We start from the raw sequence: 26807 nt of genomic DNA on the forward strand, positions 1-26807 counted from the left end.
CGTTATAACATTTGTTGAAATAAAAGTATAAAGGAGACTATTTTAGTGAAATTATGTTCTATGAAGGAGGGAACCTATTTGAGTCAGTTATTGTTTGCTGAACCACCTGTCTTAGAGAGTGAAAGCATCATACTCAGGCCTTTACAACAAGAGAATGCAAAATATTTATTTTCTATTAGCTACCCTGAAGTTTGGACTTATATGTTTGGTGCAATTAATTCGGAAACTGAAATGGAAAAACATGTGTCAAAAAAAATTCTACTTCGCAATCAAATGACAGCATTACCGTTTGTGGTTGTTTTAAAAGAAACAAATGAAATTATAGGAAGTACAAGTATTTATGATATCAACCTAAGTCAGAAGTCATGTGAAATAGGAGCAACTTGGTATGCAGGTAACTTTTTAGGGACTTTTGTCAATTTGGAGTGTAAGTACCTACTACTCAAATATTGTTTCGAGGAATTAAAGATGATAAGAGTACAATTTAAGACAGATGAGAGAAATATCCGTTCTCAAAAAGCTATCAAACGCTTAGGAGCTACTAAAGAAGGTATCTTAAGGAAAGAAAGAATTCTTGAAAACGGATATATTAGAAATGCAGTTATATACTCAATTACCGATGATGATTGGGTAAAAGTAAAACAGCTGATAATAGAAAAAAGCATGAGAACAAAATAGTTGAACAGGAATTGCGCTATTAGTGAGGAATTATATGAAATATGAGGTAAAACATATATATAATCTATTGAATGTTGATTTGGATAGTTTAGTAAATCAAAGCAAAGGTGAAGGCTTTCGTTTTGTAGAAAGATTAATAATAGATTATAAAAATGGTAGGAATACTTTTAACCATTTTGGAGAAGGTTTATTTGGTGTATTTAACGAAGAAGATATACTTGTTGCTATTGGTGGATTAAATAAAGACCCATTTTCTAATGAACCACATATTGGCAGACTGAGAAGATTTTATGTCAGCAAAGAGTATAGGAGAATTGGTATAGGGAGTCTATTGTTAAAAAGGATAATTGACGAAGCAAAAGGTTATTATAAAATTTTGGTGCTTCACACTGATTCCGAACAGGCTGATGAATTTTATTCTTCTATTGGATTCTCAAAAGGAAAACTTTATCTAAATTCAAGTCACTTTATGGAGTTCAAAAACTAAAGTGTTATTCAATTAACTTGTTCTTTAGTAGAAGAGATAGGTAGAAAATGAGCCAAGAAATACTTCTCTTAGTACATTTAATTATTCAATTTGTTATCTGAAGTTGGCATGAGAAGGGTACAGCGCTGACCAACAAGATGTAAGTCGCAGCCGTTGCCACACGGAGTTGCGCTCTTATCTTTCGTTCCGTAGTAAGACTTTCACAGTGATTTGTAGGCTCACCGCTTACCCTGTGGAAAGCACCCTTCTATAATGTAGTTCAGCAGGATTATTAGATAGATTTTATTCTTCAAAATACTAGAATCTCTTGACTTACAGACATGAATATTTTTAGTTTTGGAACCGCGTTTCCATCTTTTTTAATTGCCAGTCATAAAAAAAGTTTCCAAAAGGAATAAATGCTACTGCCAAAGCTAACATAGACCAAATAATATTCCATCTTAATCGAATTTGTGCATATAAAATAACAAGCACATACGACACAAAGATAAAACCATGTACTGAGCCAGCTATTGTAACCGCCATTGGTATATCCATCCAATACTTTAATGGCATCGCTATAAATAGGAGGATTACTAGGGAAATACCATCTAAAATGCCGGCAATCCTTAATTGTCCAAGTGTCGTTTTAATCATATATTACACCCTCAATTCTTTAGTTATATCTTTTTCACAAATTCCGATTTTAGTTTCATCGCACCGAACCCATCAATTTTACAGTCGATGTTATGATCTCCTTCTACTAAGCGGATACTTTTTACCTTCGTACCTTGTTTCAATGTAGAGGAACTACCCTTTACCTTTAAGTCTTTAATAACCGTTACTGCATCCCCGTCATTTAAGACATTTCCATTAGAGTCTTTTACAATTTGTTGTTCCTCATTACTATCGCCTACTGACTGTTGCGACCATTCGTGTGCACATTCCGGACAAACAAAGTTACTTCCATCTTCATATGTATACTCTGAATTACATTTCGGACAATTTGGTAAAGCTTCCATAATATTATTATTCCTCCATTCACTATTAATCTCCATTCTAATGCATTGCTTGCCTCCATTCAACCACTTACTGGCCCTAGTAGGTGTCTAGATGTTTACTATATTCTTCCTATGGGTACCTAAACTATAAGACTATAACGGCAGGAGTGAACTAAAATGGAAGAAGAGAAACGCGTAGAAGTGCGCCGCGAAGAAAGAACAGATTCTGGAATGGTTGGTGCCACTTTCATCAAATATGCCGCATACTTAATAATATTCTTTGGTGTCCTTTGGTTCTTAATCTCATATGTATTTCCAATGTTTTAATTCAAAAATTAGAAGTACCGATCGATATACAATGGAAAGGTTCAGTTAAAGGCGTACCTTACAGAGGGTAAGTCAGTCTAAATTCGTGACTTAGTGTCACATCGACTGACCCGCATCGCGTGGCCCGAAAACCTAAAGTAACTCGAGGGATAAAGCGATATCTCCATTAAATGTTTAATGGAGATATCGCTTTTTATATGGAAAATATTTATTAATCTGTATGCATATCAATCTAATCCAATACTTTTTATTCCGTTTCCGGAAAGAATGCTTGCGCAGTTAATACATTCACTAAACTTGGTCCTGCTGTTCTAATTGCGTTCTGGATAGCAGATTCTAACTCTCCCTCTTCTTTGACTCCAAAAGCTGTCCAACTGCAAGCTTCTGCTACTTTTACAAAGTCAGGATTCGTTAGGTCGGTCCCTTCTTCCTTTAATCCTGCTGCTTGTATTTTATCGCTTTCCATCTGCAAAGCACCATTATTAAACACAATAACTGTAATATCTAAGTTGTAACGCGTCGCCGTTAACAAGTCTGCAAGTGTCATTTCGAGACCACCGTCTCCTACGATAGCAACGACCTGTTTATCTGGCTTCTCCATTTTCGCTGCGATTGCTGCAGGTAATCCAAAGCCCATTGAACGCCAATAACCAGAAAACAGGATAGTTTGCTTGCTTTGGCGGAAATTACGATTCATCCAGACTGTCACATCTCCAGTGTCTATTGTTAGTATGGCGTCTTCTGCAACTGACCGCTCTATAGCTCGAACAATACGCGAAGGATGTAGAGGATAGTCGGTGATTTCCCCTTCTTGTTCGTTTTCATTTGCCCATTTTGTTTTTATTTGTTCGATACGATTAAGCCATTCGGTATTCGGTTCATATCCAGTAATAGCTTTTTGAAGAAGTGGAATAACTTGCTCTGTTTTACCTTTAATAGCTATTTCTACAGGAATACCACTTGAAGCACTTTCTATATGTGTATCAATCTGAATAATCCTAGCTTTCTCTGGAACATAGCCTTCTGGCCACCAGGAGACACCTGCAAGAAGTACAACATCTGCCTCTTTAAAAGCTTCTGAGGCATGAGGATTTCCTCCTTCACCAATTCCTTGGAGAAGATACGGAGTTGTTTCCTCAAAAAGTCCTTTCCCACCGAAGCTTGTAATAATGCCTGCTCCCCATAACTTGGATAAGCTAATTACTGCCTCATTGGCTTTCCAAGCACCTGCGCCAGCTAAAATCATTGGGGACTTTGCCGTTTTCATCAGGGATGCCACTTCTGTCAAATCCTCACTTTGGAATGTCTCTGCTCCCTCAATTACTTTTGGAAGTGGTCGAGCCTCCACCTGCGTTTCTTTTTCAAATAAATCCTTAGGTATAGACAAATGAGTAACCGCTCGTTGTTGCAAAGAAATTTGAGTAGCTTTTTGTAGTAATTCTACAATTGCATCTTCACTTGCTAAATTAGCCGAATAAGTAGCAAATGGTTTGAAGAGTTCTTGCTGATCTACATATTGTTGGAAGTCGGTTCCAATTTTATTTAAAGGCGCTTGACCTGTTAACGCTAGTACTGGGGCCTTATCTGCATAGGCATCCCCTAAGCCATTAAGAAGGTTTGTTGCTCCCGGTCCCATTGTTGATGTACAAACAGCAAGCTTTCCTGTCAGCTTTGCCTCTGCAGAAGCCATAAAGGCTGCAACTGATTCATGTTTCACTGCAATAAATTGAATCTTATCCTGCTTAGCTAATGCATCTAATAATCCAATGATTGTATCTCCCGTGACACCATAAATACGCTTAACTCCATAGTAAGACAACTGATCCAATATTACTTCAGCAACTGTTTTTCCCATAAAAACTAACCTCTCCTTTATGTATTGTTTAACAAAGTGATTCCCTTGATTCAAATAATATAAACGTAACATAGAGTAGCTAGATTCTTAGGGCAAAAAAAAAACGTTCATAAAGTCTCGTAAAAGACTCCATGAACGTCTATTAATAATAGTTATACTAGTTGTTTAGATAGTTTGGCAGCAGCGGCTTTAACTTTTTCTAAGCCTTCTGCTACGATTGCATCTGCTTGTGCGGGCATAGCATTATGCCCTTCGATTACTACTTCATCCACGATTTGCATACCAAAAACGCCACCTAATACATTTTTCATGTAGTTTACCGCCATTTCCATTGGTGCTGCTTCTGGTGAAGAATAAATACCGCCACGAGCATTTAAGATAACTGCTTTTTTGTCAGTCAATAATTGAACTGCTTGACCATTCTCGTCATATTTGAAAGAGAAGCCAGCTTGATAAATATAGTCGATAAACACTTGCAACGGTGCTGGAATTGTTAAATTCCATAACGGGAATGCAAATACTACTACGTCAGCAGCAGTTACCGCGTCCATTGCTTTTTGTTTAGCAGCGATTAAACGAGCTTCTAAATCTGTTAACTCTAAACCCTCTGATAATTTACCAAATGCATTAAAAAGATCTTGTCCGATAAAAGGCATGTCTTCTGCAAACACATCATAAGTTGTTACGTTTGCACCTTCTAAATTTCCCATAAATGTATCATACATTCTGCTAGAAATACCTTCTGCAGAAGGACGGTTATTTGCTTTAACTACTAAAATATTCACGATTAATTCCTCCAATGTTGTTATTACATTGGTTATGATAACAGATATATTATGCTACTTTCAATTATTTTGAATTCGAAGCGAATAATTATTCCATGATTGTCACGAACTTTTCACAATTCATTACGCTTAATATCTTAAATTTTTACGTGATATTAGTATAAGAATAATTGCTGGAACAGTACAAATAATCATCCCAAGAAAAGCTAATCCTGGCTGAATTTCATATAGATAGCCCCCAACAAAAGTTAATATTGCTGTGCTTAAGCTTAATGCCAATCCCGAATATATACCCTGTGCATTTGGAATTTGCTCTTTTGGCAAAGAAATCGTTAAATAACGAATAAAAGCAATATGAGCCATCCCGAAAGACAAGGCATGCAACGCTTGTGAAATAATAAATATACCTACATTAGGAAATAAAAAGATTAATACCCAACGAAGTGTAGACCCAGCTCCCGCCAATAAAAATAAGGAGGATGGACGCCATTTAGTCAAAAAGTTATCTGCCTTCATGAAATACAAAATCTCAAAAATAACTGCTATATTAATAATCATACCAATATAGAAAGCATTAACATCTAACTCCTGCAAATATATATATCCATAATTATAGTAAGCCGCGTGCGCACCTTGAAGTAAAAATACTACAATGAGAACAACCGGAAATGTTTTTACTTTCCACAATTCCTTCATAGATAGTTTTTGCCTTCTATCTTCTATAGAGGGCTTTGTAAGCAATGGTCCTGGAGTCGGCATGAACTGTTTGATCAATAGTAATATTAAGCCTATAATCATACTCCATAGAATCGCCTGCTCTCCCCAAAAGCCCGTTAACATACTTATTATAAGAACCGCAATAACAAACCCAATCGATCCATAAGAACGACTTTTACCGTAATGTACCTTTCCTTGTTGGACAAGTGATGAAGCTCCACTTTCGATTGCTGGCATCAATGTCGGATACACTAAACTAAATAATATCGTGATTAGTAATAAAGAAACTCTAGAAGTAGCTGGTATATAGAAAACAGCTGCACATAAGGCTAACATAGTAAAAGTAATAATTATTTTTTTATTGCTCATATATTTTGACATAAGTGGAAATACAAACATTGTCGCTACCGCACGTGCTACTAATCCAAATGCCATAATCATACTTGCATCAGCTACAGTTAAATTCTTAGCTTGCACTAACCAGCCAGTCCAGTATGGTAAAAAGATTCCCCATGTAAAAAAGAAGACAAAGAAGCTCTGTGAAAGCCATCGTTGATTATTTATCATCTTCTGATCCCTCCAATTGCTAGATTGAATGATAGCATGAGTCAAATTATAATAATAGGAGATATCTCATATTATTTATCAAAGGAGGATGAGTAATTTTGAAAAGAATAGAAGGACAACAGCAATTATATTATATTGAACACAATACCATTCAATCATTTTTCTCCTTTGATATTTCTCCCTACATAGAAGTTTTTGAATTCGATAAAGGTGATTTTATCATTCAAGAAGGAGCAGAACCTGAATATCTCTTTTATATGGTGGAAGGCAAAGCAAAACTCTATGTAACCCACAAAAACGGAAAGGTCTCGTTGATAAACTTTTTAACTCCACCTATATTTATGGGAGAAATTGAACTGTTAAATGAAGAAAAATATTCCAAAAGCATTCAAACTAGCTCAAGGTCCATTTGTATTGGTATTGCTATAGAAAAATGTAAAGAAAAGTTATTAGCAGATGCACACTTCCTAAAGTATTTATGTATATTTTTGAGCAATAAATCAACGGTACACTCTGCCAAATATACTAAACATCAAGCATATCCACTTGAAAACAAACTAGCAGAATTTATACTTTTGTCCTCACACCACGACATCTATAAGGAAAAGCATACGGAAATTAGCGATTATTTTGGTGTATCATACCGCCATTTACTTCATACATTCGCCCAATTAGCCGACGCAGGAATTATAGAAAAAACAAAAATGGGCTACAAAATAAAAAGTAAAGAAAAGCTTCAAGCATTAGCCGACGAAATTAAATAATATCCATCATTAAAACACCTTGAAAAGATTTACTAACCGTCTCAAGGTGTTTATAATTTTTAATTATTTAAATCGACTGACTCTTGGACCACAACAGGTTCTCCTGCCTTTAATAGTACTTTATTTCTCCCTAATAACAGTCCCAGTATCAACATAAGTATTCCTGTGCCTAGTAATATCCATTCTACTCTCACGATATCTGCCATGGGTCCGAAGATGAGCATCCCAATCGGCATCATAGAAGTAGCTATCATCCCAAACACACCAAATATTCTCCCAAGGTAATCACCTTCAACACGTTCCTGAATTAGTACTGTAGTTGGTGTATTGAACACTGGCATGGATACTCCGAATAGCCCCATGAAAAGTAAGTAAGCCCAAAAGATCGGCATCACACCTAAGGCAATCGTACAAACTCCCATGACAACACTGGCGAGTGTCATCGTATGCACTTTGTTGGCAAAGCCACCCCAAGATGCAATAATAGCTCCCCCTGCCATCATACCAATAGAAAAGGCAATTTCAATGGCAGTTAATCGCCATACATCATCCCCAAAGCTACGTGTCACTTGTAGTGGAGTTAAAAATGCAGCTGGTGCCATCAGAATGAAAAATAACGCAAAAAACAAAAAGAATTTCTTTAAAAATGCATGGTTATTTATATATGATAAACCTTCTTTAAAATCAGCAAGATAGCTAGTCGTTTGTTGCATAGATGCCTTCGCATGTGCTGGAATTTTCAAAAACACGAGCAAAGTTGCGATTGCTATAGCTGCAGTGACAACATCTACAAAGAAAATTATTTCTAACGTAGTCATCGTCAGCAATGCTGCACTCACCATAGGCGACACAAACATTATAATCGCCTGTATACTTCCGTTAGTTCCGCTTACCTTCGTAAGTTTATCCTCTGGAACAATTTGTGGCAAAATAGCCCCCACGGCTGGTCCTTGAATACCGGTTCCTATAGCTCGAACAGCCGCCATAGCAAACAGGAGCCAAATAGCATCGTATCCCATTAAAAAGACAATTGCCATTACGAGAGTTGCTGTAGCAATTAGGCCATCAGATAAAATTATGAGCATCTTTCGATTGTAGCGATCTGCCCAAACTCCAGCAAATGGAGATAAAATAAAGGTAGGAATGAATCCACATAATATAAACAGTGTCATCATCATTCCAGATTTAGTAGTAAGTGTTACATGCCACATAATCGCGTATTGGACCAACGACGAACCAAATAGCGATATCGTTTGACTGCTTAAAAAGATAATAATATTCCTTTTCCAATTTTCAAACTCTGTATTCATCTTCTTCACGACCTTTTCTTAAATATTTCTGCTTGAAAAGTAAATGGTAAGGTCTTTTTTGCTCGAGTCGAAAAAGATTAAGTATATAACTATTTTTAGACAACAAAAAAGAGGGCAGATTTCCCCTCTTTTTTGATAAACGTAAAATAAAGTTTTCCCAAAAAGACAGACTAATCCCATTTACTCCACACTAGTGCAGAGCCCTTGATCCTATTCAATTAACGGTTCAAAGCTTGGATTCTAAGTCTCATAGATGCTGTCAAAAGGAAAACCTCCCGTTCTTTAAAGTGAATTTCATTTTACCATATATTTTTTTACTATTCAATAAATACTATTTAGCTGTATATTTTTTAATAGCAGGTAAAATTTCATTGCCGATGAGTTCAATATTCTTCATAAGTTTATCGAAAGGTACGCCTCCAAAATCCATTTGTCCAATATATCTTTGATGACCAAATACTTCATGCTGATATAGAATTTTTTCGATAATTTGCTGTGGACTTCCGATATTCATGACATTGTGCGGATCTGCCCCTAAAGCAAATGCATCTTTTGGATAACCACTGCCATTCGATAATTTCATTCCTTCATTGATATAAGGATAGTATTCGTTTTGTGCCTGTTGCGTCGTTTCCGCTGCGTAAAAGAAACCCGCTGTAGCAACTGGAAGTTTAGAAGGATCAAAGCCACTCCTTTTAGCCGCATCTCTATATGCTTCAATGGAGCGTTTAAAAGAGGAGACAGGTCCCCCTAAAGTAGCTAAGAACATTGGTACACCAGCATTCCCTGCCTTAATCGCACTTGCAGGATGCCCACCTACTGCACGCCAAATAGGTAAAGAGCCTCCCTGCGGACGTGGTATGACGCTTGCATCTTTTAGTGGTGCACGGAATTGTCCATTCCAATTGACGACATTTTCTTGGTTAATCATTAGTAATAAATCGAACTTTTCTTCGTATAGCTCCTCGTAATATCGAACATCGTATCCTAACAACTCAAAAAGCCCTATTCTAGATGCACGTCCAGCTACGATCTCTGCTCGTCCCTTGGACAGCAAATCTATTGTTGCAAAGTCTTCATAGACTCGCACTGGATCTGACGTACTTATAATTGATGATGAACTCGCAATTTTTATTGTACTAGTTGCTTGTGCAATTGCAGCTAAAACAACTGTGTGGGCTTGTGTTGCAAAATATTCCTGATGACTTTCCCCAACACTGAAGAAATCTATTCCAGCCTGTTCTGCTAGCTTTGCCAATTCAATAATTTCATGTAGGCGCTGCGTTGCAGTAATACGTTCTCCTGTATGAGGATTCGGCATATGATCTCCTAATGTATATAACCCAAATTCTAAACCTTTTCTTTGATCAATACGGTATTTTTCCATTAACCTCACCCTTCTGTATAAATAGATTCTATAAAATCATTACTTCTCATATAGCAGTATAGTATTGAAATTCTCTTTCCGTAAGTACGCACAAAAAAGTGGTATAGTATACATAATGATACTAACTGTGAGGAGACTATACTGTGGATATGGATATGCAACCAGAGCTTTGCAAAGTGGACGATGCTTTAGGTATTCTAGTCGGAAAATGGAAACCAATTATTTTATTAATCCTTTTACAAGAAGGTACAAAAAGATTCAGTGATTTAAAACGTAGAGTACCTGGCATCACTCAAAAAATGCTAACAAAACAGCTGCGAGAGTTAGAGGAAGAAGATATCATTACGCGTAATGTCTATGCTCAGGTTCCGCCGAAAGTAGAATATTCCATTAGTGAGTATGGAGAAAGCTTAGAACCCATTTTGGTAGCCATGCACGAATGGGGTACAGCACATACTCTTCATAAAACGAAAAAAGGACAACTATAAGCAGGTTAGCTTGCGATTCTCGACTCGGAACTTGCTATTTGAGGGTGCGATGTTGCGATTTAGGGTTGTGGAGTTGCGATTCTCGAACTGCAAATTGCGATTTGAGATTTTCCTTATAAAAACGGCCCCTAATTAGAAAGGAGCCGTTTTACTTATGTAGAATTGCTATTCTATTTCTCTAGCCGGGATTATCATATCAATATGCGGAATATTATCTTCTAAATATACTTCCGACACTGTTTCAAAACCAAAGGATCGATAAAATTCTTCCAAATGCGCTTGAGCCTGTGCATAGATAGGCATTCCTGGATAAATTGTTTCTATATATTCCAGTCCCCTCGCTACAAGCTCTCTCCCTAATCCAGATTTACGATAATTCCCGGCCACTAGTACTCTCCCAATATGGATATTATCCTCTTCTGGAAACACACGCATGTATGCACATAATTCATTATTTTCCTCTTTAAAAATATGTGCGCTTATTAGGTCCAAATCGTCTACTTCTGGATATGGGCAATTCTGCTCCACTACAAAAACAGCCACTCTCTCTTTATAAATACGTTGTAACTCCAAAGGACTTAACTCTTCAAAGGCCATATAATTCCACATATACATCACTCCTTACTTTAAACCCTATTATATACCATCAAACAGATTCCATATCAATCTTCCTACTCCTCTAACTAACCAGAAAATCATACGGAAAGGAAGGAAAAGCAATTCTGGTATCCAAAAGAAAACCTCAAACATAAAGTCACCAAATGTGTATCGATCACTATATTTTCTACGGTTCTTCCTAATTTTCTTTTTAGTTTCCCACCGTTCACTCATTACTTATCACTTCCCTTAATAAAAAGTCTTCTATATCAGTTATGATACTTTTTAATATATCAAAGGATTTATAAAAATCTTCATCATCTTCTAGTCTGTGATTTGCATTTGGTATTAGTCTCGCTGTAATATGCTGATTCTTCTCTATTATGCCCCATCTTTTCTCAGAATAAATTTTATCTTTATCTCCAAGTATGCATAATCCTTTATTTGAGGTTTCACTTATCACATTTAATATTTCGGTTCTATTTATTAGTGGCGTTAACCATACTCCCTTCGCACGTTTAAAAATTTTTCGATTTAACTCAGAGCTCATTGCTATTGTTCCAATTGATTTGCCGATAAATATATAGTTTTCATAGGAGTGAGATTCAAGAACCTTATCTATCACCGTTTTTGCATCCGTTATGACCGCTTTGTATAAATCTTCCTGACTTAAATCATCATAAAATTCATCCTTGTATGGAAAATTGACTTCTAAAATATGTACAGACTGTTTAAATATCATTTCACCTAAAAAGTGAAATATAGGGCTATTTACCGTATAATTTGAACCTGGAAAAAAGATTACTAAATCCTTTGCGCAGTCCGTTCTCCCATGCATCGTATATGGTATCTTCATACCTTTGAATCCAGTAACACTTGAATTTATATACTTCATATAGAAAAACTCCTTCGTCTATACTCCTTATATTATCTATGTCCATCTTTTCTAGCCTGTATATACCCATAATAACTACAGGTTCCTTGTTGGCTTAAATCCTTTACCTCAAAGCCACATTTCTCATAAAAACTAAAATTATTTGCTGATGTATGGGCAAACCAATCTCCATGAGGCAACTTTTGAACACATAATTCCACAAGCTTTCGGCCAATACCTTTCCCTTGATAATCTGAATGCACTACTAAGTCCATAATGTTTGCTGCCATTATCTGATCGGAAATGACTCTTACCATCCCAATCATTTTTTCATCATCCCAAACAGTATATGCCCATGTGGAGTTTTCAAATATAAGCGTAAATTTTTCTTTCTGCCAATCTGGCGTATGATTACTCCATCCGGCATCTTTAAAAAGTTCTTCTACGCTTTCAGCAGGAATACCCATGGTTCCTTCCCTAATAACGAGCCCTTCAAAATAATGATACATCTGTAACTCCCCCTTCATGGTTATTAGTATATATACTACATTTAGGTAGGTATTTCCTTTTTTATCGCAAATATCCAATAAGAAAAGATGCTCAGTCCTCTCTCAACAGAAACATAGATATACTGTTGATTGTAGCGAAGGGCGGACGCTTCCTTCGCTTCGATCCATCCTGGGTCTTTTGCTCGCGCTGTTCTCACTGGAGTCTCCTACATACGCTCCAATCAACCATGTACGCTTGAAGTAAACGGATATAATTGAAGTCAATAGTACTTACTATTTTATCGTGTACTTGAAATCAGTAATATTGAACTGGACGCTAGTACAACGAAATTTTACTTTCTGCGACTCAAGCTGGAGAAGCGAAAAAGTCAAGATCCCACAGGTAGCGTAGCATACGAGAAGGCTCGGGCTCGGCTCGCCCACGGAAAGCGTCCACATAAGCGTAAATCACAAGAATATTCGTTCTTTAAAGCCCTACGAATCCAGTGTTCACAGAACATTTTTATACAATTTCTTATCTTTTTAAAAAAGGACTGCCCATGTATATGGACAGTCCCTACTTAACTTATTCTTGAATTCTGACAAGTTGTGTCTTTTCTACATCATAATCTAATCCGTCTGCACTTGGATCTTTATCATACTCAAGTAAAGCCATCAATTTTTCTGTTCCTTTTATCGAATCGAAATCAGCATCATTTACGATTAGAAACATGTCGCCATAGGCTCTTCCCTCTCCAATAATCAAATTCCCCTCATATTCTACATTTAAATCCTTGCCTTCTAAGTTAAGTGCTGCTGGCTCTTTCTTTGCAAAAAGTATTCCCTCGCCTTCAGCTACTTTCGGAAGAGATGAAATTGCTTTTGTTTTCCCTTTCTCTTGATTTGTTATTTCTTTTATTAACTTTTTCTTTACAAGGGCTTGTACTGTTTCATCTGTTAGGACGATGATTTGTTGCCCATCATTTTCCATAACCTTAATCTTGTACTGATCTTCCTTTGCTAAATCATCCTTCTCTCGCTCCAAAGAATCGATGATTTGTTGTTCTTCCCCATAGAGAATTACTCCATTTGCTTTTGCAAACATATTACACCCCGTTAATATTGACGCAGCTATAAGAGTAGTTAGAAATATAATTAGTAATTTTTTCATTTTTGATTAGCTCCTTTTCATTTTTACTCTTCCTTGCTATTGACTTTATTATAGGAGGTAACCTTATCTTTAGCCTTCTCTTTAGATGACGTTTACATTACAATTTTGCAACTTAACGATTTCCCAAATTAAAAATAAGAAAAACCAGGTAAGTAAAATAATACCCGGTTCTTTAAACGAAACCTGTTTCAATCGATTTCAGTAAGCTTTGGATAGACCTGCTGCTATATGAAAAGAGACTTCCTACTATTTTCAAAGTAGAAAGCCACTTTTCCATATTGTATTATTCTTTTCCCATACTTCGACGCACTTAAATTTCCCCTACCTTCTTCACCTTGAAAATCGAGAGAATTATGCTAAGTCCTCCTAATAAGAAAAGTAATACTATTAAAAGGTCGAGATTCAGATTAAGCATCGGAGCGAAGTTAAGTAATTGCATGATTAATATTGCACAAAGTACAGTTGGAATAGTGAGTCTTTTCCATATACCTAGGAAATAGAGAGGTATAAAACTAATAACTGTAATCTGAAAAGATCGAATTATCATGTCCTTGAAATAGAGAAGTATATCATCTGGATTAAATTCTCCCATAATAAAAGGGTGTACTTGGTCAATTAAATAAGTAGAAACCGCTGTCAGTGTATAGGAAATAATTGTAACGAGGAAAACAAGAAGAGCTATAAAGAGAATTTTTGCTGTAAAGAGTTGTTTTCTATTGATAGGATAACTGTATGCAAGAGAGATGGTTTTATTTTTATATTCATCAATAAACACCTGATTTATAAGAGAAGCCCCGAAGAGAATTAGCCCTGTTTGAATTGCCTTATTAAGCTCCATTACTGTTGTAAAGCTATTACCAAAATCTGCACTAACTTGTTTTATAAAGAGTAACGGTAAAAACATGAGGGCAATCCAGTAGATTATCACTTCTCCAATTATTATATGTCGCTTCAACTTTTTTCCTTCTAAGAGAATAAGTTTAATCAAGTTTGCCACCCCCATTTACCTGCTCGTAAAAGTAGTCTTCCAAAGAACTCGTGTGTTTTTGTATTTCTTCAATTTCCACATCATGAAGTATTAACATTTTGGAAATAGTCTTTTGTGAATGGGTTAAGTCATATATACGAATTCGATTATTAGTAACCATTTTGAAATTGGAAATTTGGAAATTACTTTCGAGTAAATAGAGTGCTTTTTCCATATTCGGGGTCATCAGTTCTATATACTCCGTTCGTTTCTTACGAATATCTGCTAAAGTAACTTCGTTCAACAATTTACCATTATTAATGACTCCTACCCTATCGACAACCTGTTCCATTTCTCCAAGAATATGACTGGAAAGTAAAAAAGTTATTCCATACTCTCTATTTAACATTAAGATTAAGTTTCGTATATCCTTAATACCGATTGGATCTAGACCATTTGTCGGCTCATCGAGAATAATTAGTTCTGGTTTCATGACGATAGCTCTCGCAATTCCTAATCGTTGCTTCATCCCCAGTGAAAAGTCCTTGACGGTTTTGTCTTCGGTATCTTTCAGCTGTACCATATCTAAAGCGTCATTAATCTCTTTCTCATCATAAAACCCTAAGTATTCTCCATGCAATTTCATATTTTCTATCGCTGTTAAATGCTCATAGAAGATTGGATATTCTATAACGCTCCCCACACGCTTTAAAACTGTTTTCGTTTCTTCTGTCAACTTTTGATTAAACAATAATACTTCCCCACTAGTAGGAGTTGTTATTCCAGTCAACATTTTCATAATCGTTGTTTTACCTGTTCCATTTCGCCCTAAAAACCCATAAATTTCCCCCTTTTTTACATGCAAATTTATATCAGAAATTATTGTTTTTCCTTTTAGCTTTTTCGTTAATCCACTAGTCTGAATTACGTAATCCACCTTAATCCCTCCCGTTCTTATATATTTATCATAATCGGCAAAGGTATCTTTTTTCTGTATTATTCCTTACAAATTTCTTAAGAATTTATATAGTTCTATAAGTATGCAAAAAAAGAAGGTCGTTCCAGTAGGACATCCCTTCCAAGCTTTAATATATTAATCGTTTGAAAATGCAGCTAAATACTGTTTTTTCGTATGGCTTACTGCTTAAATGAATCGATCCTTTCATCGACTCGGTTAACCGTTTTGTAATACTTAAGCCTAAACCACTCCCTTGAAATTCAGGGTTTCTAGCATCATCTAATGTATATAACCTTTCAAATATACGATCTTGATGTATCGTTTCAATTCCTTTACCATTATCCCAAATGTCAACGGCAACAAACTCTTCTTCCTCACGAACCGTCACGCCGAACATACCGCCATCACTTCCATATCGAATTGAGTTCGAAATGAGATTGTTAAATATTCGACTCAGAGCCTCTTCGTTTCCAAGAATATAAAGTGGTTGTTCAGGAATAACTATCTCTACTTGAATACCTTTGGATTTTAATAATTCGTAAAACTCCAACACTGTTTTCCGACAGACTTCATTGATTGCCACCTGCTTTAATGGAATTGCATAATCATCTGCATCTATTTTTACAAGGTCGAAAAATTGGTTCAGCAAATTAATGACATCTTTTGTTTTTTGGTAGAGTCGGTCGCTTACCTCTTTTCGTTCATCTTCAGTCATATTATCATTCAAGTTTAATTTTTCTACGTAGCCCAAAATTACCGTGAGCGGTGTCTTCAGATCATGAGACATATTTGATAGCATTTTACTGGAGCTGTCTTTTGCTTTTACATAATCGGCTTTTACTTTTTGGTTATAACTTAAGAAACGATTAATCTGGTTAAGTACAAGCTGAACAGCCTCTTGGTCAGTTTGTAATAACACCTTTTCTGCTGACTCATTTATGATAATATCTGATAACCTTGTGTGTATTTCCTTAAGGTTTTTATTCATCTTAACTCTTAAAAAGTATTGAAGACCATTTAGTATTAGAAGAAAAATAATAATAAAAATTAAAATAGGAATCATCTATTTCTCTCCCAGTTTGTATCCAATACCCCATATCGTTTGGATATATTTCGGAGTAGAAGGATTTTCTTCAACCTTTTCTCGAAGTCGCCTAATATGAACATTAATGACGTTTTCATTACCATAATAATCATCCTCCCAAATTAAATGGTAAATCTGCTCCTTCGTGAACACTCTACTTGGATTACTCATAAATAGCTTCAATATATGGAACTCTTTGGATGTTAGTTGAATATGCCGCCCTTTAACCTCTGCAGAAAAAGTATTTAAGTCCAGCGTAAGCTCTAGGTAGTTTAATGTTTGTGAAGTGGTCTGATTATTTCCTGAAGTGTATTGTGTAGCCCTACGAATAGCAGCTTGCACCCTAGCAGTTAGTTCAATCATAGAAAAAGGCTTGCTAATATAATCATCTGCTCCAAATCCAAGGCCTAATGCTTTGTCCATTTCGTTACCTTTTGCCGAAATGATTAATATAGGAATCATACTTGTTGCTCTTACTTCCTTTAATACCTCCATCCCACTTAATCTTGGTAGCATCAAATCTAGCAAAATTAAATCAGGCTCTTTGTTTCTAAATATAACTAAAGCTTCCTCCCCATTAAATGCAGTCAGTACTCTAAAATTTTCCTGTTTTAAATGACTAGCTACTAGTTCACTAATTTCTTTGTCATCTTCTACGAGCAGAATATTCTTTTGCATTTTTCCACATCCATTTCACTGTGCCAATACCGCCATTATATATCATTTATAACCCAACGTGGAAAGGAAAAAAGACAGTCGTTGTAGAAGATAGCAAGAGATAAGGATGTGATTATGTGAAGTTAAACAAAAGCTTTCGTTCTATTTGGTTCAGTAGTGCCACCTCTGAACTTGGTGGTGCGTTTTTTACCTTTTGCAATTCTATACTGATCTATGAACATACTGGCTCTGCAACTGCACTCGGACTAGTGTGGTTAATCTATTACATACCATCTTTTTTTATGCAGCTGTTTATCGGACCATATATTGATCGATGGAGTCGTAAGTATACGATGATTTGGTGCCAATTAATCCGAGCTATCCTTGCTTTTCTGTTAGCGATTACTTTGTTCTCCGATTGGTTCTCTGTTTCACTCATTTATTTGGTTCAAGTTATTGTTGGGCTAGTAATGCCTATATTCACCCCTGCCAACCAATCCATTCTACCGACGATTGTCGAGAAAGAATTTCTAGGAAAAGCAAATGCATCTCTTGAAAGCGTTCGTCAAGTGATGGCAGTAATGGGACCAATCAGTGCAGGTGTCTTAGTAGACTTTATAACAGTAACCTGGATGTTAGTGATTATATCAATAGCATTTTTATTAAGTACATATAACTTGGCACAGCTACATGAAAAGAATTTAAAGCATGAGTTACGAAAACCTTGGATTGAGGAGTTTAAGGAAGGATTGAATTCCTATTTTGAGCAGCCATTAATTGTTTGGTTGGGTGTTTTCTTCGGCTTTGTTCAATTTGGTGTCGGGGTAACGATTGTGACAACACTGCCTTATATTACAACGGTGTTAGACCAACCTATTGTATCTTATGGATTCTTTATGGCAGGCTTTCCAATTGGTTATACAATTGGGGCTTTACTAAGCTCTAGACTGAAGCCGTTAAATGGACTCGGAGTTTTATTTAGCACCCTTTTTATCGGTGGCTGTACTTATTTATCGCTAGCTTTTACTCCATGGTATCTCCTAGCCCTTGTGACAGAGGCCATTGCAGGCATTGTTATTGCTATTTTTAATATTTATAACATTACACTAATTCAGCAACGAATTCCAAATCAATTCATGGGTAAAGTTACATCGGTACGTCTATTAATTATGCGTCTTATGCTTCCACTTGGAATTCTATTTGCCACAATCAGTGTTCAGTTTTTAGCTATTCGTACTATGTACTTTGTCATTGGAGCAATCATCTGCATTACTTCTATAACTGGCTATGCTTTCTTGAAAAGTAAAGAAGAGATTAAATAATAATCCCCTGAAAAGAGCCCTCTAAGCTGAAGGTTCTTTTCAGATATTTATTCGATACTATCCTGTAAATACTTGATCATACGGGTAACGATAATGAACATTCTTCGGCTTCATAAGTATGAAAAACAAAGTTAAAGGACCAATTCGTCCGATAAACATTACCATACACAATAGCACTTCACCTATGTCACTAATTTGTGCAGTTATACCCATTGATAATCCAACAGTCCCAAAAGCTGATACAACTTCAAATGCCAAAGGTAAAAAAGGTATCTTTTCCGTAATAGTTAATAGAAATATAAAGAAAAAGACTATGAATAAACCAATCGTTGATATTGCTAGAGACCTTATTACTGTCTCCAGACGGATAGATCTTCCAAATAACTCTGGTTCACTACGTTTGCGCAAAAAAGATACTGTAGCTAAAACTATTACAATAAATGTAGTTAGCTTAATCCCAGATGCTGTCGATGCACTACCCGCACCTATAAACATTAGAACCATCGTTAAAAGGATTGTGGGATCCTCCATATCACCATAATTTAATGTATTGAATCCAGCAGTACGAGGGGTCACTCCTTGAAAGTAGGACACCATTAATTTATCTTGTAATGGCATAGCCCCAATTGTTGCTTGATTATTATATTCCAACACGAAAACGAAAGCGATAGCTATAACATTGATAAGTATAGTTCCGACAACCATCATTTTCGTGTGAAGGGACCATTGCCTAAATGACTTTGTTTGTTGAATATCAACTACTACGGTAAATCCGATTCCACCTATTATAAATAGTAACGATAATACGATATTCACAATAGGGTCATTTGCAAAACCAATCAGGTTATCAGGGAATAAAGCAAAACCAGCATTATTAAATGCAGAAATTACATGAAAGACACTTAAATATAGTGCATCGTTAAAACCAAAAGTCGGTATCCAGTGTATGGTCAAAACTGTTGCTGCAAAAAGTTGAACCGATAAAACAAATGATAAGATTAGCTTTACTAGCTTTATAATACCGCCTACTGAGTTTTGATTGAATGACTCTTGTATATAAATACGGCTTTGAATACCTATCTTCTTCTTTAAGAGTATAAGAATAGCCACAGCAAATGTCATTAAACCAATGCCACCACATTGAATAAGAATCATTAATACAACTTCCCCAAATACAGTCAATGTTGTACCAGGGTCAAATACACTAAGTCCTGTCACCGTGGTTGCTGAGGTAACCACAAATAATGCATCAATCCAAGATATGTGGGTTGTGGTCGCTACAGGTAATTTCAACAAAATGGTTCCCACAAATATTAGAGATAAAAAACTGCCAGCAATAACAATAGGTGGAGAAACGGTTCTTCTTTTCTTATTGCTTATTCGCATATGAACACCTCCTAGCACTAAATTTGAAAAAAACTATTTCTTTAAAAAGCTGAAAATCAAAATTAGCTAGTCATTTCAATGAAACAACAAAAAACCCACAAGGCATAGGTAATAGCCTAGTGGGCATAGAATCATTCTCACTAGCTCCAATTCCTCTCTCACAACGCTTACGGAGTTAGCTGTCGGATTAGGGCAAAGAGTAGCCCCCCCTACAATCGTAGGATTCACCCCACGCGGCTTAAGTAGCCACGAATAATGGTTCCCCCGTTCCAGATGGATTAAGCGATTTTGAAATATGAAACTGAAAGTAATAATACTCCCAACTCTTAGTCTTGTAAACAAATATTTTAGAGGCTTTAATAGTAGAGAATCAGGATTAGACATAAGTTAAAATCAATAATATAGGAAAAGGCTTTCGAATATTATACTCGAAAACTTTTTTGTGTTTTGTATTTATATTTTCATAGAAAGAATTCATTTGCACCAGTTTATATTCCGATAAACGCTTGTCATATATTTCTTTTAACGCTAGAACTCTTTCATATCATAATCAATAATCGGAAAGTTACGCCGGTAACAGGCTTATCAGTAAATAAATAGCTGTTCCCCATATAAAAATTGCAGAACATTTATTAAATAAAACGAATAGTTGGCTGCGTATGTTTATTTTTTTCAATGTTGCACCCAAAACTGCCAAGCCCAAAAACCAAATCCAAGATATAAAGACACAAGCAATTGTGAAGAAAAGTAGTTGTTGTCCACTATACTTTACAGCACTTGTCCCAATTACACCGATTGTATCTAATAATGCATGTGGATTTAGGATGGACACGGAAAGTGCAAATACAATTTGCTTCTTCAGAGGTAATGCTTCTTTTCCTAATGTGTTCATTGATTTCGAAGACCAAATCACTTTTCCCATATATAAAAGAAATAGTATTCCTGCAACTAACAAAATAATCCTTAACCACGCAAATTGTAAAACGATTATTGATAATCCTAAAATGGCGAGTACGATTAGCACTGTGTCACAAATTGCTGCGGTTACCACTGCAGGAAGCGCTCTAAACAAACTTGGCTGAGTGACACCTTGCGTAAAGACAAATACATTTTGTACACCTAGAGGAAGTATAAGCCCAAATGCCAACAGGACACCATGAATGATCGGTTCCATCATTTCAACTCCTTTCTTCTCTATCATACCTATGATATAAATAATGAAAAGGTCCAATTCGATGGTCAAATATCTATCCAAATTTTAATGAGGGGAATTGAAATGAATTGGCAACCAAATCGGCCATTATCAATCAGTTTATCTTAACAAATAAGTAAGTGGATGATAAAACAAATTCAAGGTGGTGAGTGGCCAAGCTATTCAAAACGGTTTCGAATATAAGGAACATTGTTATACTGTAGATAAAGATTATTGTTTCGGAGGTGAAAACGTGGATAGTAAGCAGTGGATTTTAATCATTGACGATGAGGAAGACTTGGCACGTCTCCTTGAGAAAGTTTTATACAAAGAAAGCATTACGAATGTTGTAACAGCAGGATCGGTTGCAGATGGATGGGAAAAGTTTCAGAAGTTTAATCCAGCACTTGTATTGTTAGATATTATGCTACCAGATGGAGAAGGCTACGACTTATGCAAGCAAATTCGTGAAGTTTCCAATGTACCGATTTTATTTATGTCTGCGAGGGATGAGGAAATTGATAAGCTTTTAGGGCTAGCGATTGGTGGTGATGATTATATTACCAAGCCATTTAGTCCCAAAGAAGTGGCATATCGGGTGAAGGCTCAGCTAAGGCGGGCTGGTTTTTCAGAGGAAAATGTGACTCCGAAAAGTTTGCAAGTTGGGCCTTTTGAGCTCAGTGCAAGTGAAACAGAATTGCAGAAAGATGGAAAAACAATTGAGCTAACTGCAAAAGAAATCGGACTTATGAGCTGTTTTATGCATCATCCGAATCAGATTCTAAGTAAGGAAACCTTATTTGAACATGTGTGGGATGATAACTTTTTTGGTTCTGATAATACGGTAATGGTACATATTCGTCGATTACGCGAAAAAATTGAAGTAGAGCCTTCCAATCCTTCCTTTATATTAACCGTTAAAGGGCTTGGCTATAAATTACATACCAAGAGGTGAAGGAAAATGAAGTGGAAATTGACACGGCGCTTTTTGGGATCCGTTGTTACAATTGTTGTGATTGTAGGGGTTGTGAATACAATTATACTTTTATCCTTACTCATCTATAAATCAATGAGTAATTTTGAAACAGACGAAGGGTCTGCTGAAAACTTTAGCAGAAATTTTTCACAATATATAGCACTGCAACACGACAAACCAACGGTCAATGAAAAAGGTTTAGAAAAACTAAGAGAACTGAATGCTTGGATACAATTTTTGAATAATAATGGTGACCAAGTAGCAGCTTTTTATACTCCTGAGAATTTACAAAAAGAGTATTCTCCAATTGAAGTTGTTCAAACGTATAAATATCAAGAAGTAGATGGAAAGACTACAGTTTTTATAGGAGAGGCCCATCACTTTACTTATTTAATAGGAATTAAAAATCAAAAAATTGACCGATATGTATTTACCTATGATTACGGACAAGTTCTTAAAAACATTAATATCGTACTCTTACTAATTCTAACAGTCGATATTTTCATTGCATTAATAGTTGGATTTATATTCGGAAAAAGATTAACAGGTCCCCTTCACATTTTAATAGATGGAATCCACCAGCTACGTGAAAGACGCTTTAAAAAAATGCCTATACCACATGGTGTGTATGAAGATGTTTTTCGCAATATGAATGAACTCTCGTTAAAGCTTGATCAATATGAGAAAGAACGTAATCAACTTGACCAAATGCGTGAAGAATGGATCAGCAATGTTTCGCACGATATGAAGACACCACTCGCCTCTATTCATGGATATGCAGAATTGATGCAAGATAGTGCCAAGGATTTAACAGAAGAAGAATTGCATGAATATACATCTATTATAAATAGACAGTCCAAATACATGAGTGATCTAATAGATGATTTAAACTTAACGATGCGCTTGCGCAATAAAAAACTACCATTGTTACTGGAAGACGTGGATATTATTGGATTGATACGTGAAATGACAATCAATCTGTTAAATGATCCCCAGTTCGGAAATCGAAATGTAGAATTTGTTGCTAATGTGGACAAAGCAGTGCATAAAGTGGATAAAAAACTACTGAAACGAGCAATAGTTAACTTTATCAACAATGCACTTGTGCATAACAATGAAAAAGTCTTTGTAAGAATCCAAATTGATAAAGTTTATCCACATTGTGGACAAGAGCAAAAATCTAATAACATATCCACAGCCTCAGCATTCCATACACAAATTACCATCGCTGATAATGGTAGAGGAATCTCTTCTAAAGATATGGATCAAGTTTTCGAACGCTACTATCGAGGTACAAATACTACTAGTACACATGGAACTGGATTAGGAATGGCGATTGCACGAGATATCATCTTAGCCCATAACGGAACAGTAGACTTGAAAAGCTCAGAAAACAAAGGAACAACTATAACAATACTTTTATAGAAAAAAGGACTGTTCTCCACTTTGTTATCGGAGACAGCCCTTTTTTCTATTCTAATTGTTTTTGTGCTTTTTTCGGTATTTCTTCCAGTTTCACTTCATCATATGACGATACTTGATCATCCTTTTTTACGTACATTTTTAGGTAGGCATCTTTGCGAAGACTTTTATGTGCCGTGAATTCAAGCGAAATTGTTTTACCATCCTCATTTGTAGCGTCTAGTTTATAAGAATAGGAAGTCATAACAGAACCATCATCCAGTTTGTTCTCATGTGGTATGCCATCTTCTGTAATTTGCAAATAATAATTGCTTGCATTTATACGGTTAAAATCTATTTTTGTAATAGCAAAAACCCCTACTATTCCTAGTGCAAACAAAATACCCACTACTATTAGAAATCTTTTCATCTCTATCATCCTTCTGTTCTATTATTTTGTGTGATAATTCGATTGTAAGAAGCTACTGTTAAGATATAATACAGTCCATAGATAACTGTATAAGCAATCATCCAGATTACTACCGGTTTTACTAAATCCATCATTAGTAGACTAGAGAAAGCTTTTAAAGCAATTGCACTGTGCAATAATCCTACTGCTAGTGGCACAAAGAAGATGACAAACACTTGAGATGCAATGGATTTACGCATTTCCTTTGGACTTACTCCCATTTTATGAAGCATATTGTATTGGGACTTATCTTCCCCAGCTTCTGTTAAAACTTTAAAGTAAATGATACTTCCTGTTGCCGCTAAAAATACTAGACCAAGGAAACTCCCGATAAAGAGCAAGGAACCTACACTTTCAATACCTGTTTGGAAGTCCTGAGGGGCACTTGAAAATTGTGCTTCTTCAGGTAAATATTTTGCAATCTTTTTAGATAAATCTATAGAAGCTTGATCAATACCGATGACTCGGTATTTTAGTGCTTCTCCTTCTTTTTGTAACGCTTTAAATTGATCATTTGAAACTACCACTGTAATCCCTGCCGTACCAGAGTTTAATACTGATTGTGTTTTAAAGCTTTGGAATGTGAGAATAGTGTTGTTCTCAGTTGAGACAGTTTTTCCTTCGTATTTAGGTGAGAACCTTTCGTCGTATCCAATGTCTAAAATAACGGCATTTTCGTTATTAACATGTAGTTTTTCCCTTTTTTGAATCGCTGCTAATTTGTTATATGTTTTTTCATTGATAATCGTATAGATCCTCTTATCTGCGTTATTGAATGCTGAGTTTAATTGTTCAGTATGAAAGGCTACAGACAACGCTTCGATATTTTCATCGTAGTTTACATCTAGCAACACATTGCTGACTTGTTGATCGAGTTTTTCATCTGTTTGCTCATACATAAAAGTATTTGGATCAGAGGTTATAACCTGATCGTTTATGTTGTAGTATAGACCATATACTGCTCCACCAGCTGTTACAGTTGTAGCACTGAGCACCGCAATAATCGTCAGTGTACGAGCATTTCCTCGGATACGATATAACAGTTGGGAAATCGTCATTAAATGAAGTCCTTTCCACAACCATTTTTCATTTTTCTTTATCATCGTTAATACAAAACCAGTCACGCTATGGAACAATAGAAAAGTACCGACAATAACTGTCATTAAAATGATTAATGCTATCATTAAAAAGCCAACTGCTTCCCAGACTTTTGAAGTAAACATATCTTGTAGTGCCAACCAATAACCAATCGAAATTAATAAAACTCCAAGAATAGCTATAGTCATAGAAGGCTTCCGAGCCACTTCTCCTTTTTTCGATGCATGGAATAAATCGATGAGTTTAAACTGATAGATTAAACGATAGCCTTGGAATGATGTTACAAAGAAAACTGCTAGAAACACAACAGTGGTATTCAAAGCTGCCTGTTCCGAAAATGTAAATGGTGCGATGACATCATAACCCATTAAATGGATCAAAATCGTCATAAATCCTTTTGAACAAAGAAACCCAAGTACAACACCAACTACTAATGAAACCAAGCCTAATAATAAATTTTCAAAAAAGAGCATAAAGCCAATCTGACGATTACGAACGCCTAGCAATGCATACAATGCCACTTCTTTTTTTCGTTTCTTCATAAAGAACGAGTTCGAATAGGCTATAAATACGGCAACGAAGAGTAGGAGAATGACTGCTGCACCGCTCATCAGTGAATCCAATTTTTGCGAGGAAGCTGTTTTTTCTGCAATCGTATCGCTATATTTTAATGTCACAAATGTAAAGTAGATAACAATACTGAAAACCATAGATGCGATATATAAAAAATATTGGGAAAAGTTTCGTGCAATGTTTTTTCTCGCTAGACTAAATAACGTCATCTACCCCACCCCCAATTGTTGCAAGGACATCCAAAATTTCTTGGAAGAATGCTTTCCGTGTTTTATCTCGACGGTAAATTTCTGTTGAAAGCGTACCATCCTTGATGAAAATAATACGACGACAGAAGCTTGCTGCATATGCATCATGTGTCACCATCATGATAGTAGAATTATTATTTTCATTTAGTTTACTTAAGCTTTCTAATAGATCTGTCGCTGATTTTGAATCCAGTGCACCTGTTGGCTCGTCTGCTAAAATCATTACAGGCTCCGTCACAAGTGCTCTTGCAGCTGCAGTTCTTTGTTTTTGACCTCCAGAAATTTGGTATGGATATTTATCTAGTAAGTCTTCAATACCAAAAACTTTAGCAATACTAGTCACTAAGCTATTAATTTTTTTTGCTGGAACTTTCGCAATTGCCAGAGGCAATAATATATTTTCCTTCACAGTAAGAGAGTCTAACAAATTGTAATCCTGGAATATAAAACCGAGATTATCACGTCTGAAATCAGCTAACGCATCTTCTTTCATATCGTGGATACTCGTATTGTTCATATATATCTTTCCTTCAGTCGGAGAATCAATTGTTGCCAACATATTCAGCAGAGTTGACTTCCCCGCTCCAGAAGGACCCATAATCCCTACAAACTCTCCCTCTTGAATATCGAATGATATATTTTCTAATGCGGTGTATGCTGCATTGGATTTACCATATATTTTTTTCACATTTTCTACTTTTAATAACGATTCCATTTTTTCACCTCTTCAATTTTGTCGATATGTATACTATAAATGCTCATCCTTACAGCAAATTTATGCCAACCTTACAGCAAGCTTAAATCCGAAAAAACCCGACTTCTATTAACTAGAAATCGGGTTTTACATTATTTTTTCTGGTTGAGTATTAATCATATGCTTCATCGAAATAGAAACGAAGTTTTCCTTTACCCAATCCCGGTCCTTTAAAAACAGAGACTTAGATATGCCATTGATTTCTGCTCCGGGCTGACGCTTTCCGTGGGCACGGCTTCAGCCGCTT

30 protein-coding genes and 1 riboswitch are annotated in these 26807 nt (G+C 35.9%); of the genes, 8 read left to right on the forward strand and 22 right to left on the reverse strand.

Annotation, left to right across the window (positions count from 1 at the left end):
• The first annotated feature begins 78 nt into the window (after positions 1 to 78).
• Entirely contained in the window at positions 79 to 678 is a 600-nt protein-coding gene (locus MKY60_RS19325; RefSeq protein WP_269915825.1) for a GNAT family N-acetyltransferase, read from the forward strand.
• Between the two features lie 34 nt (positions 679 to 712).
• Positions 713 to 1165 (forward strand): GNAT family N-acetyltransferase, encoded by a 453-nt coding sequence (locus MKY60_RS19330; protein WP_093496263.1) that lies wholly within the window; start codon positions 713 to 715, stop codon positions 1163 to 1165.
• A 330-nt stretch (positions 1166 to 1495) separates the two neighbouring features.
• Here the strand turns inward: MKY60_RS19330 and MKY60_RS19335 are convergent, their stop codons facing one another.
• Positions 1496 to 1801, reverse strand: coding sequence for a DUF3817 domain-containing protein (locus MKY60_RS19335; protein WP_093496262.1), 306 nt, complete (start codon positions 1799 to 1801; stop codon positions 1496 to 1498).
• A 23-nt stretch (positions 1802 to 1824) separates the two neighbouring features.
• A complete protein-coding gene (locus tag MKY60_RS19340) occupies positions 1825 to 2166 on the reverse strand; it encodes a zinc ribbon domain-containing protein YjdM (protein WP_093496261.1) in 342 nt (113 codons plus the stop codon).
• A gap of 156 nt (positions 2167 to 2322) precedes the next feature.
• Between MKY60_RS19340 and MKY60_RS19345 the strand changes: the two genes are divergently transcribed.
• A complete protein-coding gene (locus MKY60_RS19345; protein ID WP_241598121.1) occupies positions 2323 to 2472 on the forward strand; it encodes a hypothetical protein in 150 nt (49 codons plus the stop codon).
• 247 nt (positions 2473 to 2719) lie between these two features.
• Here the strand turns inward: MKY60_RS19345 and MKY60_RS19350 are convergent, their stop codons facing one another.
• The 3 genes from MKY60_RS19350 to MKY60_RS19360 all read right to left on the reverse strand — a co-directional run bounded on the left by MKY60_RS19350 (position 2720) and on the right by MKY60_RS19360 (position 6393).
• Entirely contained in the window at positions 2720 to 4327 is a 1608-nt protein-coding gene (locus MKY60_RS19350) for a thiamine pyrophosphate-binding protein (RefSeq protein ID WP_093496260.1), read from the reverse strand.
• Between the two features lie 152 nt (positions 4328 to 4479).
• Positions 4480 to 5112 (reverse strand): FMN-dependent NADH-azoreductase, encoded by a 633-nt coding sequence (locus MKY60_RS19355; protein WP_093496259.1) that lies wholly within the window; start codon positions 5110 to 5112, stop codon positions 4480 to 4482.
• 129 nt (positions 5113 to 5241) lie between these two features.
• Complete coding sequence (locus MKY60_RS19360; protein WP_093496306.1) at positions 5242 to 6393, reverse strand: MFS transporter; 1152 nt, start codon at positions 6391 to 6393, stop codon at positions 5242 to 5244.
• Between the two features lie 101 nt (positions 6394 to 6494).
• Between MKY60_RS19360 and yeiL the strand changes: the two genes are divergently transcribed.
• The gene (yeiL, locus tag MKY60_RS19365) at positions 6495 to 7160 is read left to right on the forward strand and encodes a transcriptional regulator YeiL (RefSeq protein ID WP_093496258.1); all 666 of its coding nucleotides are present in this window, start codon (positions 6495 to 6497) and stop codon (positions 7158 to 7160) included.
• A gap of 59 nt (positions 7161 to 7219) precedes the next feature.
• Here yeiL and MKY60_RS19370 read toward each other — a convergent pair whose 3' ends face one another.
• The gene (locus tag MKY60_RS19370; protein ID WP_093496257.1) at positions 7220 to 8470 is read right to left on the reverse strand and encodes an MFS transporter; all 1251 of its coding nucleotides are present in this window, start codon (positions 8468 to 8470) and stop codon (positions 7220 to 7222) included.
• Between the two features lie 331 nt (positions 8471 to 8801).
• Entirely contained in the window at positions 8802 to 9857 is a 1056-nt protein-coding gene (locus tag MKY60_RS19375) for an LLM class flavin-dependent oxidoreductase (RefSeq protein ID WP_093496256.1), read from the reverse strand.
• Positions 9858 to 10006: 149 nt separating this feature from the next.
• Here MKY60_RS19375 and MKY60_RS19380 point away from each other — a divergent pair, with 149 nt between their 5' ends.
• Positions 10007 to 10345 (forward strand): winged helix-turn-helix transcriptional regulator, encoded by a 339-nt coding sequence (locus MKY60_RS19380; RefSeq protein ID WP_090566533.1) that lies wholly within the window; start codon positions 10007 to 10009, stop codon positions 10343 to 10345.
• A 165-nt stretch (positions 10346 to 10510) separates the two neighbouring features.
• Here the strand turns inward: MKY60_RS19380 and MKY60_RS19385 are convergent, their stop codons facing one another.
• The 10 genes from MKY60_RS19385 to MKY60_RS19430 form a co-directional block, all read right to left on the reverse strand.
• Positions 10511 to 10954: a GNAT family N-acetyltransferase gene (locus MKY60_RS19385; protein WP_093496255.1), complete on the reverse strand. Its 444-nt coding sequence runs from the start codon at positions 10952 to 10954 to the stop codon at positions 10511 to 10513.
• Between the two features lie 27 nt (positions 10955 to 10981).
• Positions 10982 to 11176 (reverse strand): hypothetical protein, encoded by a 195-nt coding sequence (locus MKY60_RS19390; protein ID WP_093496254.1) that lies wholly within the window; start codon positions 11174 to 11176, stop codon positions 10982 to 10984.
• Entirely contained in the window at positions 11169 to 11837 is a 669-nt protein-coding gene (locus MKY60_RS19395; RefSeq protein ID WP_093496253.1) for a hypothetical protein, read from the reverse strand. The genes MKY60_RS19390 and MKY60_RS19395 overlap by 8 nt, the downstream gene beginning before the upstream one ends.
• 32 nt (positions 11838 to 11869) lie before the next feature.
• Positions 11870 to 12325 (reverse strand): GNAT family N-acetyltransferase, encoded by a 456-nt coding sequence (locus tag MKY60_RS19400; RefSeq protein ID WP_093496252.1) that lies wholly within the window; start codon positions 12323 to 12325, stop codon positions 11870 to 11872.
• Between the two features lie 41 nt (positions 12326 to 12366).
• The gene (locus MKY60_RS19405) at positions 12367 to 12522 is read right to left on the reverse strand and encodes a hypothetical protein (protein ID WP_269915826.1); all 156 of its coding nucleotides are present in this window, start codon (positions 12520 to 12522) and stop codon (positions 12367 to 12369) included.
• Between the two features lie 368 nt (positions 12523 to 12890).
• Entirely contained in the window at positions 12891 to 13475 is a 585-nt protein-coding gene (locus MKY60_RS19410) for a lipoprotein BA_5634 family protein (protein WP_340930936.1), read from the reverse strand.
• Positions 13476 to 13785: 310 nt separating this feature from the next.
• Positions 13786 to 14463, reverse strand: a complete 678-nt coding sequence (locus MKY60_RS19415) for an ABC transporter permease (RefSeq protein WP_093496250.1) — start codon at positions 14461 to 14463, stop codon at positions 13786 to 13788.
• On the reverse strand, positions 14456 to 15379 hold the full coding sequence (locus MKY60_RS19420; protein ID WP_093496249.1) for an ABC transporter ATP-binding protein: 924 nt from the start codon (positions 15377 to 15379) through the stop codon (positions 14456 to 14458). The genes MKY60_RS19415 and MKY60_RS19420 overlap by 8 nt, the downstream gene beginning before the upstream one ends.
• Positions 15380 to 15527: 148 nt before the next feature.
• A complete protein-coding gene (locus MKY60_RS19425; protein WP_340930937.1) occupies positions 15528 to 16463 on the reverse strand; it encodes a sensor histidine kinase in 936 nt (311 codons plus the stop codon).
• Entirely contained in the window at positions 16464 to 17162 is a 699-nt protein-coding gene (locus MKY60_RS19430) for a response regulator transcription factor (protein WP_276517590.1), read from the reverse strand.
• 116 nt (positions 17163 to 17278) lie between these two features.
• Between MKY60_RS19430 and MKY60_RS19435 the strand changes: the two genes are divergently transcribed.
• Positions 17279 to 18463 (forward strand): MFS transporter, encoded by a 1185-nt coding sequence (locus MKY60_RS19435; protein ID WP_093496247.1) that lies wholly within the window; start codon positions 17279 to 17281, stop codon positions 18461 to 18463.
• A gap of 57 nt (positions 18464 to 18520) precedes the next feature.
• Here MKY60_RS19435 and MKY60_RS19440 read toward each other — a convergent pair whose 3' ends face one another.
• Together MKY60_RS19440 and MKY60_RS19445 are read right to left on the reverse strand one after the other, a co-directional pair.
• Complete coding sequence (locus MKY60_RS19440; RefSeq protein WP_093496246.1) at positions 18521 to 19849, reverse strand: TrkH family potassium uptake protein; 1329 nt, start codon at positions 19847 to 19849, stop codon at positions 18521 to 18523.
• A 148-nt stretch (positions 19850 to 19997) separates the two neighbouring features.
• Positions 19998 to 20144: riboswitch (cyclic di-AMP (ydaO/yuaA leader) on the reverse strand.
• 270 nt (positions 20145 to 20414) lie between these two features.
• On the reverse strand, positions 20415 to 21023 hold the full coding sequence (locus MKY60_RS19445; protein ID WP_093496245.1) for a LysE/ArgO family amino acid transporter: 609 nt from the start codon (positions 21021 to 21023) through the stop codon (positions 20415 to 20417).
• 271 nt (positions 21024 to 21294) lie between these two features.
• Between MKY60_RS19445 and MKY60_RS19450 the strand changes: the two genes are divergently transcribed.
• Both MKY60_RS19450 and MKY60_RS19455 read left to right on the forward strand, forming a co-directional pair.
• Complete coding sequence (locus MKY60_RS19450) at positions 21295 to 21996, forward strand: response regulator transcription factor (RefSeq protein WP_093496244.1); 702 nt, start codon at positions 21295 to 21297, stop codon at positions 21994 to 21996.
• Positions 21997 to 22002: 6 nt separating this feature from the next.
• On the forward strand, positions 22003 to 23442 hold the full coding sequence (locus MKY60_RS19455; RefSeq protein ID WP_093496243.1) for a sensor histidine kinase: 1440 nt from the start codon (positions 22003 to 22005) through the stop codon (positions 23440 to 23442).
• A 46-nt stretch (positions 23443 to 23488) separates the two neighbouring features.
• Here the strand turns inward: MKY60_RS19455 and MKY60_RS19460 are convergent, their stop codons facing one another.
• From MKY60_RS19460 to MKY60_RS19470, 3 genes are read right to left on the reverse strand one after another with little or no spacing between them, the layout of a single operon-like run.
• Positions 23489 to 23848 (reverse strand): YxeA family protein, encoded by a 360-nt coding sequence (locus MKY60_RS19460; RefSeq protein ID WP_093496242.1) that lies wholly within the window; start codon positions 23846 to 23848, stop codon positions 23489 to 23491.
• Between the two features lie 5 nt (positions 23849 to 23853).
• Positions 23854 to 25767, reverse strand: coding sequence for an FtsX-like permease family protein (locus MKY60_RS19465; RefSeq protein ID WP_093496241.1), 1914 nt, complete (start codon positions 25765 to 25767; stop codon positions 23854 to 23856).
• On the reverse strand, positions 25754 to 26521 hold the full coding sequence (locus tag MKY60_RS19470; RefSeq protein WP_093496240.1) for an ABC transporter ATP-binding protein: 768 nt from the start codon (positions 26519 to 26521) through the stop codon (positions 25754 to 25756). Before MKY60_RS19470 ends, MKY60_RS19465 begins: the two co-directional genes overlap by 14 nt.
• Between the last annotated feature and the right edge of the window lie 286 nt (positions 26522 to 26807).

Source organism: Psychrobacillus sp. FSL K6-1415 (assembly GCF_038003185.1).
In the GTDB taxonomy this organism is placed as follows: domain Bacteria; phylum Bacillota; class Bacilli; order Bacillales_A; family Planococcaceae; genus Psychrobacillus; species Psychrobacillus psychrodurans.

Bases quoted from the DNA above. Each gene is read 5' to 3' on its own strand.
- MKY60_RS19425 (WP_340930937.1), bottom strand. From the start codon at position 16,463: ATGATTCCTATTTTAATTTTTATTATTATTTTTCTTCTAATACTAAAT.
- MKY60_RS19335 (WP_093496262.1), bottom strand. From the start codon at position 1,801: ATGATTAAAACGACACTTGGACAATTAAGGATTGCCGGCATTTTAGAT.
- MKY60_RS19470 (WP_093496240.1), bottom strand. From the start codon at position 26,521: ATGGAATCGTTATTAAAAGTAGAAAATGTGAAAAAAATATATGGTAAA.
- MKY60_RS19370 (WP_093496257.1), bottom strand. From the start codon at position 8,470: ATGAATACAGAGTTTGAAAATTGGAAAAGGAATATTATTATCTTTTTA.
- MKY60_RS19385 (WP_093496255.1), bottom strand. From the start codon at position 10,954: ATGTGGAATTATATGGCCTTTGAAGAGTTAAGTCCTTTGGAGTTACAA.
- MKY60_RS19390 (WP_093496254.1), bottom strand. From the start codon at position 11,176: ATGAGTGAACGGTGGGAAACTAAAAAGAAAATTAGGAAGAACCGTAGA.
- MKY60_RS19460 (WP_093496242.1), bottom strand. From the start codon at position 23,848: ATGAAAAGATTTCTAATAGTAGTGGGTATTTTGTTTGCACTAGGAATA.
- MKY60_RS19395 (WP_093496253.1), bottom strand. From the start codon at position 11,837: ATGAAGTATATAAATTCAAGTGTTACTGGATTCAAAGGTATGAAGATA.
- MKY60_RS19330 (WP_093496263.1), top strand. From the start codon at position 713: ATGAAATATGAGGTAAAACATATATATAATCTATTGAATGTTGATTTG.
- MKY60_RS19455 (WP_093496243.1), top strand. From the start codon at position 22,003: ATGAAGTGGAAATTGACACGGCGCTTTTTGGGATCCGTTGTTACAATT.
- MKY60_RS19400 (WP_093496252.1), bottom strand. From the start codon at position 12,325: ATGTATCATTATTTTGAAGGGCTCGTTATTAGGGAAGGAACCATGGGT.
- MKY60_RS19380 (WP_090566533.1), top strand. From the start codon at position 10,007: ATGGATATGCAACCAGAGCTTTGCAAAGTGGACGATGCTTTAGGTATT.
- MKY60_RS19465 (WP_093496241.1), bottom strand. From the start codon at position 25,767: ATGACGTTATTTAGTCTAGCGAGAAAAAACATTGCACGAAACTTTTCC.
- MKY60_RS19340 (WP_093496261.1), bottom strand. From the start codon at position 2,166: ATGGAAGCTTTACCAAATTGTCCGAAATGTAATTCAGAGTATACATAT.
- MKY60_RS19445 (WP_093496245.1), bottom strand. From the start codon at position 21,023: ATGGAACCGATCATTCATGGTGTCCTGTTGGCATTTGGGCTTATACTT.
- MKY60_RS19345 (WP_241598121.1), top strand. From the start codon at position 2,323: ATGGAAGAAGAGAAACGCGTAGAAGTGCGCCGCGAAGAAAGAACAGAT.
- MKY60_RS19430 (WP_276517590.1), bottom strand. From the start codon at position 17,162: ATGCAAAAGAATATTCTGCTCGTAGAAGATGACAAAGAAATTAGTGAA.
- MKY60_RS19375 (WP_093496256.1), bottom strand. From the start codon at position 9,857: ATGGAAAAATACCGTATTGATCAAAGAAAAGGTTTAGAATTTGGGTTA.
- MKY60_RS19350 (WP_093496260.1), bottom strand. From the start codon at position 4,327: ATGGGAAAAACAGTTGCTGAAGTAATATTGGATCAGTTGTCTTACTAT.
- MKY60_RS19440 (WP_093496246.1), bottom strand. From the start codon at position 19,849: ATGCGAATAAGCAATAAGAAAAGAAGAACCGTTTCTCCACCTATTGTT.
- MKY60_RS19410 (WP_340930936.1), bottom strand. From the start codon at position 13,475: ATGAAAAAATTACTAATTATATTTCTAACTACTCTTATAGCTGCGTCA.